Here is a 14556-nt window from a genome sequence, read left to right as displayed (position 1 = left end):
GGCAGCCTCAATTGGGCAGAGTAATACCTTCGCTCCAGAGATATATGTTAAGCAATAATTTCCGCCAGGTTGCCCTTTTCTTCGAGCCAGGATTTTCGGTCGGAAGCACGCTTTTTCGCTAACAACATATCCATAATTTGCATGGTGTCGTCGCCGTCCTCTACCCGCAGCTGCACCAGCCGGCGAGTATCGCGAGCCATGGTGGTTTCGCGCAATTGCAGCGGATTCATTTCACCCAAGCCTTTAAAGCGCTGTACATTGACTTTGCCTTTTTTGTTCTCGGCCTCGATGCGCTCTAGCACGCCGGCTTTTTCACTGTCGTCCAACGCGTAGTAAACGTCTTTACCTACGTCGATACGGTACAGCGGCGGCATCGCTACGTACACGTGGCCCTGGGCCACCAGTGGACGAAAGTGACGCACAAACAACGCGCACAACAGTGTGGCGATGTGCAAACCGTCGGAGTCGGCATCGGCAAGAATACAAATTTTGTTATAGCGCAACCCGTCTAACGACTCGGCCGCCGGATCGATACCCAAGGCGACGGAAATATCGTGCACCTCCTGGCTTGCCAGAATTTGCCCCGAGTCTACTTCCCAGGTGTTTAAAATTTTCCCGCGCAACGGCATGATGGCCTGAAACTCGCGATCGCGCGCCTGCTTGGCCGAGCCGCCGGCCGAGTCGCCTTCCACTAAAAACAACTCACTGGTGGCCGGATCGTTGTTGGAGCAATCAGCCAGTTTTCCCGGCAGCGCCGGACCTTGGGTGACTTTTTTACGAGCGACCTTTTTGGAGGACTTCACGCGTTTTTGCGCGTTGTTAACACACAGCTCGGCGAGTTTATCGCCCTCTTCGGTGTGCTGGTTAAGCCATAGTGCAAAAGCGTCTTTTGCCACACCCGAGACAAACGCCGCCGCTTCGCGCGAGCTTAAACGCTCTTTGGTTTGCCCGGAAAACTGCGGGTCGGCCAGTTTGGATGACAGCACGTAACAACATTGACTCCAGACATCTTCGGGGGCGAGCTTCACGCCGCGCGGCACCAGATTACGAAACTCGCAGTAATCCCGTAAAGCATCCAATAAGCCGGTGCGTAAACCATTCACATGGGTGCCGCCCTGGGCGGTAGGAATTAAGTTTACGTAGCTCTCCTGGGTAAGCTCTCCGCCCTCGGGCAACCATTGTACGGCCCAGCTAGCGGCTTCGGTTTTACCTGAGAATTCGCCCACAAACGGCGCCTCGGGTAACACCTCCCAGCCCTGGGTGTTGCCACGCAAATAATCTTTTAGGCCATCTTCGTAAAACCAGCTGTCTTTTTCACCCGAGGTTTCGTCTTTAAAGGTAACCGTTAACCCGGGGCACAATACCGCCTTGGCGCGCAGCACGTGGCGCAGCTTGCTGACGGAAAATTTGTGGCTGTCAAAGTAAGACGCGTTGGGCCAAAAGTGCGCACTGGTGCCAGTATTACGCTTGCCACAGGTATCGATCACCTCCAGATCGGAGATTTTGTCGCCGTCGGCAAACACAATTCGGTGCACCTGGCCGTCGCGCCGAATGGTCACCTCAAGCCGCTCGGACAGAGCGTTAACCACCGACACACCCACACCGTGCAAACCGCCCGAGAACTGGTAGTTTTTATTGGAGAACTTACCCCCAGCGTGCAGGGTAGACAAAATCACTTCAACCCCAGGTTTACCCTGTTCGGGGTGAATGTCCACCGGCATACCACGGCCGTCGTCGGTCACGGTGATGGATTGATCTTTATGTAAGATAACGTCGATTTGTTTGGCGTGGCCGGCCAGCGCTTCATCGACACTGTTGTCGATAATCTCTTGCGCCAGATGGTTGGGCCGGGTGGTATCGGTGTACATACCGGGGCGTTTTTTTACCGGGTCGAGCCCCGTGAGAACTTCAATATCTTCCGCAGAATAATTAGCCATAGAATATCTTATGTGGTTTGCGCTGTTATCTGTTGTTGGGGTTGCCAGGTTGCCGTAAGGGCCCTGACAGTCGCTTACCGAATATCACGGTGAGCGCGAAAAAAATCTATTATATCGCCAATATGATGCTCAAACCCGACAAAGCTATGATCGCCCTCGGGCTCGATCAGCTGGCGGCAATCGCGGTATTTTTCCACCGCCTGGCGATAATCTAACGTCTCATCACCGGTTTGTACCATCAACCAGTAGTTGTGTGGCCGCTTAATGGGTGAGCAGTCAGCCGCCCGGATTTGACTCACGTGAGCCGCCTCTAGGCGGTAGCTATCATCGGTGTGATAGGAGACTAGGTCAACTCCCAAATACTCGGGCATAAACTCCCAGGGCCGTACCGACGGATTGATCAGTACCGCGGGTACGTCGTAATGCTCCGCCAGCCAGGTGGCCCAAAAGCCGCCCAACGAGCTGCCTAACACCCACACGGGCTCGGGCTGTAAGAACTCCATCAGAGCATCCAACTCACGGCGGGTTTGATCGGGGTACGGGGTAAGGTGCGGACAATGATAACTCAGCTCTGGGGCATGCTGGGCAAGCCAGTGCTTAACAAGCTGAGCTTTGTGCGACTCGGGCGAGCTTAAAAAACCGTGCAGATAAATAACCGCTGCCATAGTGCCGTGTCCTGTTCAGGCCGGCAAACGCAGTATCAGTAGCCGGCCGAGCGATAGTCAATACGATAGTCTTTTCCGGTGACCCGAGAGACTCCGGTCGCCAGACGACCATCGGGGTACAAGTCAAACCAGCGATAACCGGGCATCGAGGTATCCACAGTAAAGTCATCGCATCCGGGCTTGAATTGTACACAAGTCGAGGGGGTGGCAAACAGCATCTGCGCGCCCCGCTTTAGCTCAAATGATTGATGCACATGGCCCCAACTGATGGCTTTAACCTGTGGGTGCTCGTCAACAATGGCAAAGAATGCCTCGTGGTTGCGCACTTGGTACTGATCTATCCAGTCGCTGCCCACCTGCACGGGCTGGTGGTGCAGCATGACTAATGTGGGCGAGGCGGGGTTGTCGTCGAGCGTCTCACGTAAAAACGCTAATTCAGCCTCACTAAAGGCACCGTGCACGTGGCCGGCCACACTCGAGTCGAGCAACACCAGCAGCCAGCCACCCACTCTCATGGTGCGCAGCGCGGGGGGATGCGGGTGGCGCACTTGCTGCATGACAGAGGGGATATCGTGATTGCCCGGCAACCAGCCTAAAGGGCAATCAAAAAACTCATGCATGGTATCGATATAGCGCAGGTAACAGCTCTGCTCGGGGTTACTGGCCACATCACCCGTGCACACCACGGCATCGACTTCAGCCTGCTCCGACTCGATAAGCGACAGCACATCGGCCAGGCTTTGGTCGGTGTTTAGGCCCAACAAAGTTTCACCGTCGGCGGGGCCGAGGTGGGTATCGGTAATCTGAATAAGCCGGGCGGGCGCGCCTGGGGCTTTTTCCGGTGATGCTGTGGGCACCATAGCGTTTGCAAATCCTTAAATCGTAACCATTCGCCGTATAGCCAATTACGATAAACGCTTATGCCGGTGCACGCCAGCCCCTCGGGGCCACTAACCGGACAAAGTTTGACCGCCCGCCCATTTTTTTAAGGATTTTTTACGGTTTCGATTTGCAAATTGAGGCGCCACCCAAACTGACGCCCAAAAGCGCCAATGGCGAGGTCATTATTTAACCGGCAGCGAAACATCCGCGAGTGAGTGCCCGTGTTGCAGGCAGTGGGTCAACCACTCGCCCAAAAAGCGGTTAAATTGTGCTTTCTCGTCCACTTGATACATGTCCCGGTTGGGGTAGTTATAGCGCACCTGTAGGCGGCGGTGCCCCTCCCAGGCAAGTACCTCGGCCAGCTCGGCATCGTGGTACATACGTACAGTCAGTTGCGGCGCTTGCAGCCAGCTGGTATCGCGAGCGTCGTGACGGGCCACGCGCACGGTGGTGGTGTAGCGCATGCGCTCGGTAATCTCGATCGACATCTCCCAGCTTTTGCCCGCTCGCTCGACGGCAAACTGCCAAACATCGCGTGCAGCCAGGCCAGGCGTTAGCTTGCTTAACAGCAAATAATTAGCTTCGCACTGGGCCATTTGCAGCGGGAAGTTAACCTTGTAGCGATCTTTCTTCAGGGCCTGCTTCATGGGTTGCCCGCCTGCGGCTGATGCGCGGCGCGCAAGCGCTCGCGATTTAATTGCAACCACTGTAAGCCAATCAGCGCGGCGGGGTTATTACAGCGCCCGGTATACAACTCGGCGAATACCTCTTCAGCCGGCAGCACGTGAACTTTGATATCTTCGTGCTCCTCGGGCAGGCCGTAAATCCCTCTCACCTGGGCTAAATCGCATAACCCACAGTACAGGTGCAGTTTTTCATCGCAGCCACCGGGGCTGGCTAAATAGTTGCCGATATAACTCAGTTCGACTTGCTCGATGCCGGCTTCTTCTACCAGCTCGCGGCGGGCTACTTCTTGCGGCGTCTCGCCCGGCTCGAGCATCCCCGCCACCATTTCCAGACGCCAGGGGCCACCAGGTTCGTCCAGCGCCCCGAGGCGAAACTGCTCAACCAGCGCGACCTCATCCCGTGCGGGGTCGTACAACACCACCCCCACCGCTTCACCGCGATAGAGGATTTCACGCTTCATAGCCGTAGACCACTCGCCCGTGCGAAACAAACGATGGCGCAGCTGAACTTCTTCGGCGCGAAAAAAACCGCGATACAGCTCGCGCCGCCCCAGCACCTCGACATCGTCGCGGGCAAAGTCGGGCGCAGCACCTTGTGGGTCTGTGTTGTTTAGCCGGTTGTCATCGCTTTGGGGTCGCTGTGTCATTTACCTCATCCAAAATCGGGCGGGGTAATTTACCCGCCGGTTTACACTTTGTGGTACAGCTCCGAGCCAGAGTCGCGAAACTCGCGGGCCTTGGCTTGCATCTCAGCTTCGACGTCGATCATACGCACCACTTCCTCACCGTCATCCAAAACCGGCGAAGATCCTTCTTTAGCGGCGTAATCCCGCACTTCTTGGGAGATTTTCATGGAGCAGAACTTGGGGCCACACATGGAACAAAAGTGCGCCACTTTGGCCGAATCCTTGGGCAGGGTTTCGTCATGATAAGCCCGGGCGGTGTCCGGATCCAAGCCCAAATTAAACTGATCGTCCCAGCGAAACTCAAACCGCGCCTTAGACAGGGCGTCGTCCCGCAGCTGCGCGCCCGGATGACCTTTGGCCAAATCCGCCGCGTGGGCAGCGATCTTATAGGTAATGATACCCTCTTTCACGTCGGCTTTGTTAGGCAAGCCCAAATGCTCTTTAGGTGTAACGTAGCAAAGCATGGCACAGCCGTACCAGCCTATCATGGCCGCGCCAATGCCCGAGGTGATGTGATCGTAACCTGGGGCAATGTCCGTGGTGAGCGGCCCCAGGGTATAAAATGGCGCCTCGTCGCAGCATTCGAGCTGCTTGTCCATGTTCTCTTTAATCATGTGCATGGGCACGTGGCCGGGGCCTTCGATCATCACCTGCACATCGTGCTTCCAGGCAATTTTGGTCAGCTCGCCCAGGGTTTCCAGCTCGCCAAATTGCGCCTCGTCATTGGCGTCGGCAATCGAGCCCGGGCGCAAGCCATCGCCCAGCGAAAAAGACACGTCGTAGGCCTTCATGATTTCGCAAATATCTTCAAAGTGCGTATAAAGAAAGCTCTCTTTGTGGTGCGCCAAACACCACTTAGCCATAATCGAGCCGCCGCGACTGACAATACCGGTCACCCGCTTGGCCGTCAGTGGCACATAGCGCAATAACACCCCGGCGTGAATGGTAAAGTAGTCCACGCCTTGCTCGGCCTGTTCAATCAAGGTGTCGCGAAAAATCTCCCACGTTAGGTCCTCGGCCACGCCGTCGACTTTCTCCAACGCCTGATAAATAGGCACCGTGCCAATAGGCACGTGAGAGTTACGAATGATCCACTCGCGAGTCTCGTGAATATTTTTACCCGTAGACAAGTCCATAATGGTATCCGCGCCCCAACGGGTGCCCCAGGTGAGTTTTTCCACCTCTTCTTCAATCGAACTGGTTACCGCCGAGTTACCGATATTGCCGTTGATTTTTACCAAAAAGTTGCGGCCGATAATCATCGGCTCTAACTCTGGGTGGTTGATGTTAGCGGGGATAATCGCGCGGCCGCGGGCTACTTCATCACGCACAAACTCGGGCGTTATTTCATCGGGAATGGCCGCACCAAAATCGTTGCCCTTGTGTTGGCGACCCAAGATGCCTTGCTCACGTGCCTGCGCTAGCGCCATGTTTTCGCGTATGGCGATGTACTCCATCTCGGGCGTAATAATGCCCTGACGGGCATAGTGCATCTGGCTGACGTTGGCACCCGCTTTTGCGCGGCGCGGTTGGCGCACATGCTTAAAGCGCAGATGGTTGAGCGAGTCATCCTCGTGGCGCTCGCGGGTAAAAGCCGAGCTGGTGCCTGCCAGCAACTCGGTATCGCCGCGCTCTTCAATCCAGGCGTTGCGGATATCGCTAATACCCACGCGCACATCAACACTTGCGGCCGGATCCGTGTAGGGGCCCGAGGTGTCGTAGACGCGCACCGGTGGATTTTGCTCACCGCCAAAATCGGTCGAGGTGTCATCCAGGCTAATTTCACGCATAGGCACCCGAATATCGGCGCGCGAGCCAGTCACATAGATCTTCTCTGAGCGAGGAAACGGCTGCACCGAGGCACTATCGACCTCGGCGCTTTCACTTAGTACCACTGCATTATTATCTTGACGGTTACTCATGCTAGACCTCTTGGGGGGAGTGAAAATAAAAGTGATTAACGGGGCCGGCACCCGCACCGACTGACAATTCATCGGCGTGGCAGAGCGCTTTATGTAAATAGGATTTGGCATATCGGGCGGCACACTCGGCGCTGTCGCCGAGGGCCAGGCGCGCGCAAGCGGCAGCGGCCAAGGTACAGCCGGTGCCATGAGTATTGCGCGTGGCAACTCGTGGCGCGCGCAGCAATTGGCAGCCACGGGCATCGCAGTAAACGTCTACCGCCTCGTCGGTGGATAAATGCCCGCCTTTTAGCAATACCGCGTGAGGGCCGAAGGCGAGCAACGATTCGGCCTGTTGCCGCATGTCATCAATGCAGGTGGCCTCGTCCACACCCAGCAGCACCGCCGCCTCGGGGATATTAGGGGTTACCAGATGTGCCAGAGGCAGCAGCACATCGCGCACGGCACTTGCGGCCGACGCCGGTAACAATCGGTCGCCACTGGTGGCCACCATCACCGGATCCACCACCAAAGGCGCACTCACATGGCTAAGGGCGGCGGCCACCGCTTTAATGCAGCTGGTATCGGCCAACATACCGGTTTTTATGGCGCCCACCGGCATATCACTCAATACCGATTCTAGTTGGGCACTGACAAAATCTGCAGGTACCGGCATTACGCCCTGTACACCCTGGGTGTTTTGCGCCGTCAGCGCGCTCAGCACCGAGGTGCCATACACGCCCAGCGCGGCAAAGGTTTTTAAATCGGCTTGAATACCCGCACCGCCGCCACTGTCGCTACCGGCAACCGTGAGCGCAATGGGGGTTATTCGAGCAGAAGGTGGGGGGATCGGCATCTAGGGCTCCACAAAATAAACGTAGGAGTAGAGCCATAAAAGTCGGCACGCAACTCAGCACGCAACAACGCCACCAGACGATTTACGCCCAGCGCTTGCGCGACATCGGCACTGAACAGTGCCAGAGATACCATAGAAGTGACTTTCATTTTGACGTGCTCTCGTTCCCTACGCCGGTACTAACCGGATCAGGTCGACGGGACTCTCTCAGCTATTTTGCTTACGCAAAACTGCACCCCGACAAGAAAGATTCGCAGTCTAGAGAACTCACGCGAGACTGTAAAGCCGTGGTTTTTACGGTTTTTTACCCAACCGGAACAAAATGAACGATTATTCATCTGTACCTTGCGCAGACAAACCGCTAAACTCAGACCTGAAATAACGCGTACAACATCGGCTTGGCCCGACACTGCATCCATCGCAGCCGTTGGCGCGTCACACACAGACCTGTTAAGCGATTTACACAGTCCCAGTAGCAACTGGCAACTAACAGGCCAGGGAAATGTGGCAAACCACTCGCTCTTTTTACGGACGCACGACGAACTGGAAGACCAAATGAAGAATACCAAACGTTATCTCTTAGCCGCTCTAATCGCATGCAGCGGCAGTGCTCAGGCAAATTCAATTTTAGAAATTTACCAAATGGCGCTGGAAAACGACCCACAGCTTAAAGCCGATTTCGCCGCCTATCAGGCGGGGCTGGAGAACAGCACCATTAATCGCGCCGCGCTGTTACCGCAACTGAGTGCCGACGGCAGCTACACCATCTCCAACAATGAGACTGTTTACAACACCCGCGACGGCCAACCACTGAACGGAGTCGACCTGGAGATCGACGGCGAGCAAACCAGCTGGGGGCTTAACCTGAGCCAAGCACTGATCGATATGAGTGCCTGGTACACCTACAAGCAAGGGGCTGCCCTGAGCGAACAAGCCGTTGCCCAGTACTCAGCCGATGAGCAAAGCTTAATTGTGCGGGTCGCCGAGGCTTACTTTAATGTGCTGCGCGCGGTCGATAACCTGCAAGCCAACATCGCCGAAGAAAAAGCCCTGGAGCAACAGTTAGAGCAAACCAAACAGCGTTTTGAAGTAGGCTTAACACCCATCACCGATGTGCACGATGCCCAGGCCGCCTACGACAGCGCCACTGCGGCCACACTTGAAGGCCGCGGCCAACTAGGCATTAGCTTTGAAGCGCTCGAGGTACTCACCGGCCGCACGCACGACGCCATTGCGCCACTGGATGAAGACTTTCCGGTAGTGGCCCCCGAGCCCGCCGAGCGTCACGCCTGGGTGGAGTTTGCGCTGGAAAATAACTTCTCGCTCAAAGCCGCTGGCGAAGGCGCGGTAGCGGCAGAGCGCCGCGCCTCGGCCGCCAAAGCCGGCCACTACCCAACCTTAAGCGCGCAGGCCGGATACACCGAGACCGACGCTGAAAACAAAAATGGAGCCGATGCTCTCATTGATGATTACGAGCGCGAAGGCTATTCAGCCAGCATTCAACTGAGCGTTCCACTGTTTAGCGGCTTGCGCACCTCTGGCGTACGCCGTCAGGCGCTCGCCCAATCCATGCAGGCGCGCGAGCAATTCAACTTATTACAGCGCAACGTAATTCAGGACACCCGTTCGCTCCATCTGGCGGTAGAGACTGGCGTAGCTCGGGTAAAAGCACGCTACCAAGCCATTATCTCTAACCAAAGCGCCGTAAAAGCAACACAATCGGGTTTTGAAGTCGGTACTCGTAACCTGGTAGAGGTGTTGCTGGCACAGCGCTCGCTGTACCAGGCGCAACGCGATTACTCGAACGCCCTGTACGACTATATTATTCAGAACACGCGCTTACGCGAATCGGCCGGTATGCTCACCCCAGCCGACGTACAGCGCATTGACGATTTCTTGAAGCAGCAAGAGATGGTGCGTCGCAGCGACTACGGCCTGTAATGCAGAGCGCTACAAAAAGTAAGCACAAAAAAAGCAGCCCTCGGGCTGCTTTTTTTGTGCTTACTCACCGCCGTTTACAGCAGCTTTTCAATGACCTCCCGGGTGCGGGCCAGTGCGCCACGGTTTTCTTCCGCCACTTCTTGAGCCCGGGCGCCAGCAAGGGACCGCAGAGACTCATCATCAATAAAGCGCTTAACGGCCTGCGCCATCTCAGTGGCATCGTGAACAATTTCCAGCGCCTCGGCCTCGCGCAGTAAGCGAGAAACTTCGGCAAAATTATAGAGCGTCGGGCCGCTCATGAGCGGCTGCCCCCAAGCGGCGGCCTCAATAAAATTATGCCCGCCAACATCAACCAGCGAGCCCCCCATAAACACCATGTCGGCGGCGCCAAACATTAATTGCTGCTCGCCCATGGTGTCGCCCAGTAAAATATCGGTCGACAGCGCCGGCGCCTCGCCCGAGCTACGGCGGGTAACACTAAAGCCCGCTTTTTGACACAAGCTGGCCACCGAGTCGAAACGCTCCGGGTGCCTGGGTATCAGTACCAGCAGTAGTTGCTCGGCGGTTACCCCTTGCTCGCGCAGCTGTTGCAGCGCCTGCAGCACAATGTCATCTTCGCCGCTGTGGGTACTGGCGGCGATCCACACCAAACGCGGTCCACTGCTAGACCACTCATTTTTTAAGCGAACCGCCAACTGCTTTTGCTCGTCATCAATGTCGATATCAAACTTGATATTACCCGTCACGCTCAGGCGAGTATCCGCCAAGCCAAGGGCAACAAAACGCTCGGCATCGGCGCGATGTTGCACAGCGGCCGCCGACAAGCGGGACAACATGGCCCGGGTTAACCCCCCGATACGCCGATAGCCCCGGGCCGAGCGTTCCGACAAGCGCGCATTAATTAACACCGTCGGTACGCCATGGGCCTTACAAGCGGCCAGAGTATTGGGCCACAGCTCGGTTTCCATAATAATGAGTAAGTCCGGCTCGACAATCTTAATAAAGCGCCGCAGTGCGCCCGGTAAATCGTAGGGCATATAAAAATGGTGCACTTTGGAGCCCAGCGTTTGCACAATACGCTCCGAACCCGTAAGCGTAGTGCAGGTGACAATGACTTCGGTCTCCTGACGGGCAATCAACTGACGAATCAGTGGTAGTGCCCCCAAAAACTCTCCCACCGACACCGTATGAACCCAAATACGGGTGCGTTTACCGGTAATGGGGGCCGCGTACCCAAAACGCTCGCGCAAGCGTGCCAGATGAGCCCGATTGTGCCGCGCGCGCCACAGCACACGCAGTAACACAACCGGTAAAAGCAGATAAAACAGAAGACTATAAAGTGCGCGCATGTAGCTGATGGCCATGACAGAGAATAAAGGCCTTCAGCATAACGAGGCCGGCGGCCAAGATAAAGGCCGCCGGTGGGATTTTAAACGCTATCGCTAGCCGAGATTACATCGCCCCGACACGCAAAGCGGTAAACACCTCGTTAAAGCTATGAGCGACGGGCTCGATATCCAGGTGGCGCCCCAATCGATGGGCGATTTCATCGGCGCTGATCAAGCCACAGATGCGCTCTTCGTCATCCAACACCAACAAAAAGCGCTGGCCTTCAAACTCGAACGCTTCGACTAAATCAGCAATGCTGGAGCGACTTAATACCCTGCGATCAATCCCCTGCAGCCGCACCGTTGGCGTCATAATGTCCTTTACGGTTAAATCGGTTCGGGCAATTCCCATGGCGGAGGCCGTGGCAAGTACTTTAACGCTGTCGATATCGCGCAAGCTAACAATACCCAAAAGCTTCTTATCGCGATCAACCACCAGTTTAATTTTGGCGTGGGTAATGCGCATTAAATAGGCGGCGTCATCGACACTGACGCCCTGCTCCAACACCATCGGCTGGCGGCTATCAAAATCAATAAACACCCTGTCGGCCGGGCTCGACATCTGAATTTCTGGTGGCTCAACATGGGTGAGAGTCAGGCTGTGATTTAAACGCGATAACGGAATACTAGGTACAGGTTTCATAATAATCTCCATGCCATCGGCCAGATGCACGACGACAAATAACAAACACATTAAGTAAAAAAACGAGAAACGTTAAATGTGTAGGGAGATTGGGGGCGCCCGAGGCGCAAAGGCACGCGAGGCGATAAGTGCCTGTGCCCGTGGGGATTGAGTTGGCGCGGCAGTCCCATCAGCGGCAAACGCCAGCGCGCCCAAAAACGAAACGGCATCATGGTCCGGGTTTTCCGAACCGTCGGCAGGGTTGGCCTCGATGACATTAAAATCGGCAACTAACTGCGTTAGCGTCGCCTGACCATCGCTGACTTTACTCTGTTGCCCAGCGGTAACGACGGCAACCAGCAACAGTGGCAATGACAACCAACCCAACACCCGGGAGAGGGTATTGCGAACGGCCGTGCCAGATGCTTGGATGGGTGTCGTGCTCATCAGAGTGTTTAGGTCTCAGAGTTGTCGGGTAAAAAAGCAACACGCCTTTTGTTCCGCTTACAACCTATATAAGGCCGACCAAAAGAGAAAACAAGCCTATCCAGCAAAACTTTACGCTTCTTTTTAGTTAGTGCCAATACCATCAATGCATGAGTTACCGAGCCAATACACGCTCAAGGCTTTGGCCCATCGCACCCTACGGCGCCCCCATAAACTTAACACCCGCAAGAATGTCCGCCCAACTCCATACCGACACCTAATCTACCGCCTTGTGGCGCACTGGGCTTACTGCCCAGAGCCTCGATGGATAATGCTAATCACCCGCCCAGACGGCAGGGTAATACGGGTCACACGAATACCAGCGTCTCGCGCCAAAGGCGCCGCCGCACTATCCGTTACCGTTATTGTTTTGTTATTCCGGCGGGCAAACCAAGCCCGTAATCTGTGTCGTAAACCCACAGCAAAACACTCCGTGTTGTGGCGACAACACGAACGCGGAGCTTAAGGGTGATAAAGAGAGGGAAACACTTAAGGCCGCGTTCGGTGCGCGGCCTGTATTATTTTCAGATAAACCCAAGCTGCTGCGAACGGCGAACAACGCCCATGCCCACTGCGTAGCAGCGAGAGGCGCCTAGCTGATAGCTAGTATTGGAGTTGGCCCAAATGTTCATAACAAGTTTCACAGCAGTAAAATATAAATGCCTATTGAGCAAAGAGCATGCTAATACTCAGGTTCGCGGTCAAAGCTCTGCCCGCAGCGCGCATTGTACGCGCAGCATCCAACCTGCGCAATAAGCAATCAACCCCACAGCTTTAACGCCAACACGGCAACGCTTAACACCGCCAACAAAACCGTGGGCCAAATCACTTGTGGGTGGCGCAAATGCCAGAGCCGCGCCACCTGCTGATAGGCATTAATTTTTTGCGCACTTTTTAAACGCGGATAGACCCAGCGCTTAAGGGCCTGTTCGTCGTAAAACCGCAGGTTGGTGTTGCCCAGCGCTATGGCCACGTCATCTGCAAAAATAAACTGCGGGCTGTAAGCTAACTCGCGAGCGCGGGCGACGGTACGCTCTCCCCGAGCCGACACCAACACCAGAGATTCGCCAATCACCCCGAGTTTGGCGTGGGCAACACTGGCTAACAGAGCGCGGGTCATGTAGCCCGCCAGGGCCATAAAACCTGCGGTACCCACCCCCATCCACAAAATAGCGGGGGTGTCCGCCAAGCTCTGGTACGTAAGCACCACCATCAACAACATCAATGCGGCCATCACCCAGCAGGCATTCGCCAACCACCAGTGGTAGGGTTTTATAGCGCTGGGAATCCACAGAATATCGCTCTGGCCGGTGGGCTCGACCTCGCCGTCAACAACGATGCTACCGGCAGGCTTGCTAAGTTTGTTAAAGCGCTCAAGCGTTTGCTGTTTTTCTAATTTCCAGGCGGCGGCAAAGCCTCCGAGTAACACCAAGCCAAACAAACCCATAGCCAGCCACTCCAGGCGACGGTAATAGCGCTCGCCGCTCTCGGTTTGCTGATACAAGCGCGCCAATGTAGCAGAGTCGGCCTGTTCGGCCATGCCTGATTGTGGGTCGATCTTGAGCAGCTTTGGCTCGGCAAAATCACTCACCCACAAATGATCGCGCCAAAAACTAATGGCGAGCGGGTCATCAACCCCAGCCAGAGGCAAGCGCCGTTCAGCGGCCCCGCTCCAGCGGTAAAACTGCAACCGACCATTCGCCATAGCATTGTTACCCACCAACACCCAGATGCCCTCATCACTGGCCGCTAACTGATGTGGCCAACGATGTTCGCCGCCAAGCTCGGTGGTAATAGTTTGCCGTTTACGGCCAAAGTTGTCTGTCGCGCTTGATACGCTCACGACCCGGTGGTGATTATTATCAGCCAACCAAACGTCGCCCTCGTGCCACAGCAACTGGTTGGGAAATTTACAATCTCGCTGATTACTGGCCAGCTGGCGCCCCTCGGGCGTCAATTTGTACAGCGCGTGATCCGCGGTATCGGCCAGCAGAATGGTGTCGGTGTCGGGCAGTATCAATAGCCGAAAACTACGCGCCGGGTGTTGCTCGCTGTCGGCGAGCCGCCGGCAGCGCTCTAACTCTAAATCGCAGCGGTAAAAACCCTCATCGCTGCTGGCAGCAACCTCGCGACTGGCGCGCAAGCGAAAAAAAGCAGCCAGATTATCCAGCACCGAATAAGGCTCACTGCGGTGATACAGCAGTAAGTCGCCATCGCTAAAAAAACCAAAGTCTCCCACCGGGCGCAGCCCTAAATCAGCTATATCCAATGCGGCCCGCTCCCGCCCGGCGTCGTCCAGCCACACCAAATGCGAGCCAAAATTAACCGCCAGCTGCTGGCCATCGGGATGCATAAAACCGTAGCTCGGCGGCTCGGCTCGCTTGGCGCCGGCCCACAAATACAGCATCATCGCCAGTGACGACAGCGCCACAATAATAATGGCGGCGCACAGTGACTTTCCCTTCATATAAATTCCTTGTTATGCAACCTACGAGCTCAATACCAC

The 14556-nt window shown here is 55.7% G+C and carries 13 protein-coding genes and 1 riboswitch; of the genes, 1 reads left to right on the top strand and 12 read right to left on the bottom strand.

All coding sequences use genetic code 11. The features are described from left to right. Positions 1 to 47: 47 nt before the first annotated feature. From parE to SD69_RS18720, 8 genes are all read right to left on the bottom strand, one after another. Entirely contained in the window at positions 48 to 1937 is a 1890-nt protein-coding gene (gene parE / locus SD69_RS04615; RefSeq protein WP_041522281.1) for a DNA topoisomerase IV subunit B, read from the bottom strand. 74 nt (positions 1938 to 2011) lie between these two features. Beyond that, positions 2012 to 2602: a YqiA/YcfP family alpha/beta fold hydrolase gene (locus SD69_RS04610; protein ID WP_041522280.1), complete on the bottom strand. Its 591-nt coding sequence runs from the start codon at positions 2600 to 2602 to the stop codon at positions 2012 to 2014. Between the two features lie 35 nt (positions 2603 to 2637). After that, positions 2638 to 3462: a 3',5'-cyclic-AMP phosphodiesterase gene (gene cpdA / locus SD69_RS04605; RefSeq protein WP_052480892.1), complete on the bottom strand. Its 825-nt coding sequence runs from the start codon at positions 3460 to 3462 to the stop codon at positions 2638 to 2640. Between the two features lie 204 nt (positions 3463 to 3666). Continuing rightward, positions 3667 to 4131: a DUF1249 domain-containing protein gene (locus tag SD69_RS04600; RefSeq protein WP_041522279.1), complete on the bottom strand. Its 465-nt coding sequence runs from the start codon at positions 4129 to 4131 to the stop codon at positions 3667 to 3669. Continuing rightward, the gene (locus SD69_RS04595; RefSeq protein ID WP_084591486.1) at positions 4128 to 4817 is read right to left on the bottom strand and encodes an NUDIX domain-containing protein; all 690 of its coding nucleotides are present in this window, start codon (positions 4815 to 4817) and stop codon (positions 4128 to 4130) included. Before SD69_RS04595 ends, SD69_RS04600 begins: the two co-directional genes overlap by 4 nt. A 41-nt stretch (positions 4818 to 4858) precedes the next feature. Next, a complete protein-coding gene (gene thiC, locus SD69_RS04590; protein WP_041522278.1) occupies positions 4859 to 6778 on the bottom strand; it encodes a phosphomethylpyrimidine synthase ThiC in 1920 nt (639 codons plus the stop codon). Between the two features lies 1 nt (position 6779). Further along, positions 6780 to 7613, bottom strand: a complete 834-nt coding sequence (gene thiD, locus SD69_RS04585) for a bifunctional hydroxymethylpyrimidine kinase/phosphomethylpyrimidine kinase (RefSeq protein WP_041522277.1) — start codon at positions 7611 to 7613, stop codon at positions 6780 to 6782. After that, positions 7583 to 7762, bottom strand: a complete 180-nt coding sequence (locus SD69_RS18720) for a hypothetical protein (RefSeq protein ID WP_157471611.1) — start codon at positions 7760 to 7762, stop codon at positions 7583 to 7585. The genes thiD and SD69_RS18720 overlap by 31 nt, the downstream gene beginning before the upstream one ends. Then, positions 7762 to 7863: riboswitch (TPP riboswitch) on the bottom strand. (Overlaps the previous gene by 1 nt.) Before the next feature lie 305 nt (positions 7864 to 8168). On the opposite strand from SD69_RS18720, the gene SD69_RS04580 reads away from it, so the two are divergent. Continuing rightward, positions 8169 to 9554, top strand: coding sequence for a TolC family outer membrane protein (locus SD69_RS04580; RefSeq protein WP_041522276.1), 1386 nt, complete (start codon positions 8169 to 8171; stop codon positions 9552 to 9554). A gap of 74 nt (positions 9555 to 9628) precedes the next feature. On the opposite strand, the gene waaA is transcribed toward SD69_RS04580, so the two are convergent. The 4 genes from waaA to SD69_RS04560 form a co-directional block, all read right to left on the bottom strand. Beyond that, the gene (gene waaA, locus SD69_RS04575; RefSeq protein WP_232301152.1) at positions 9629 to 10918 is read right to left on the bottom strand and encodes a lipid IV(A) 3-deoxy-D-manno-octulosonic acid transferase; all 1290 of its coding nucleotides are present in this window, start codon (positions 10916 to 10918) and stop codon (positions 9629 to 9631) included. A gap of 88 nt (positions 10919 to 11006) precedes the next feature. Then, a complete protein-coding gene (locus SD69_RS04570; RefSeq protein WP_041522275.1) occupies positions 11007 to 11585 on the bottom strand; it encodes a CBS domain-containing protein in 579 nt (192 codons plus the stop codon). A 72-nt stretch (positions 11586 to 11657) separates the two neighbouring features. Beyond that, positions 11658 to 12011, bottom strand: coding sequence for a hypothetical protein (locus SD69_RS04565; protein WP_157471610.1), 354 nt, complete (start codon positions 12009 to 12011; stop codon positions 11658 to 11660). Between the two features lie 799 nt (positions 12012 to 12810). Then, complete coding sequence (locus SD69_RS04560; RefSeq protein ID WP_041522273.1) at positions 12811 to 14517, bottom strand: NHL repeat-containing protein; 1707 nt, start codon at positions 14515 to 14517, stop codon at positions 12811 to 12813. Positions 14518 to 14556: the final 39 nt, after the last annotated feature.

Source organism: Gilvimarinus agarilyticus, from assembly GCF_000832015.1.
Taxonomy (GTDB): domain Bacteria; phylum Pseudomonadota; class Gammaproteobacteria; order Pseudomonadales; family Cellvibrionaceae; genus Gilvimarinus; species Gilvimarinus agarilyticus.
This window is presented reverse-complemented; position numbering and strand designations above follow the sequence as displayed.

What these genes read in the sequence shown, in the direction of transcription:
- parE (WP_041522281.1), bottom strand. Translation starts at nt 1,937, where the DNA reads ATGGCTAATTATTCTGCGGAAGATATTGAAGTTCTCACGGGGCTCGAC.
- SD69_RS04610 (WP_041522280.1), bottom strand. Translation starts at nt 2,602, where the DNA reads ATGGCAGCGGTTATTTATCTGCACGGTTTTTTAAGCTCGCCCGAGTCG.
- cpdA (WP_052480892.1), bottom strand. Translation starts at nt 3,462, where the DNA reads ATGGTGCCCACAGCATCACCGGAAAAAGCCCCAGGCGCGCCCGCCCGG.
- SD69_RS04600 (WP_041522279.1), bottom strand. Translation starts at nt 4,131, where the DNA reads ATGAAGCAGGCCCTGAAGAAAGATCGCTACAAGGTTAACTTCCCGCTG.
- SD69_RS04595 (WP_084591486.1), bottom strand. Translation starts at nt 4,817, where the DNA reads ATGACACAGCGACCCCAAAGCGATGACAACCGGCTAAACAACACAGAC.
- thiC (WP_041522278.1), bottom strand. Translation starts at nt 6,778, where the DNA reads ATGAGTAACCGTCAAGATAATAATGCAGTGGTACTAAGTGAAAGCGCC.
- thiD (WP_041522277.1), bottom strand. Translation starts at nt 7,613, where the DNA reads ATGCCGATCCCCCCACCTTCTGCTCGAATAACCCCCATTGCGCTCACG.
- SD69_RS18720 (WP_157471611.1), bottom strand. Translation starts at nt 7,762, where the DNA reads ATGAAAGTCACTTCTATGGTATCTCTGGCACTGTTCAGTGCCGATGTC.
- SD69_RS04580 (WP_041522276.1), top strand. Translation starts at nt 8,169, where the DNA reads ATGAAGAATACCAAACGTTATCTCTTAGCCGCTCTAATCGCATGCAGC.
- waaA (WP_232301152.1), bottom strand. Translation starts at nt 10,918, where the DNA reads ATGGCCATCAGCTACATGCGCGCACTTTATAGTCTTCTGTTTTATCTG.
- SD69_RS04570 (WP_041522275.1), bottom strand. Translation starts at nt 11,585, where the DNA reads ATGAAACCTGTACCTAGTATTCCGTTATCGCGTTTAAATCACAGCCTG.
- SD69_RS04565 (WP_157471610.1), bottom strand. Translation starts at nt 12,011, where the DNA reads ATGAGCACGACACCCATCCAAGCATCTGGCACGGCCGTTCGCAATACC.
- SD69_RS04560 (WP_041522273.1), bottom strand. Translation starts at nt 14,517, where the DNA reads ATGAAGGGAAAGTCACTGTGCGCCGCCATTATTATTGTGGCGCTGTCG.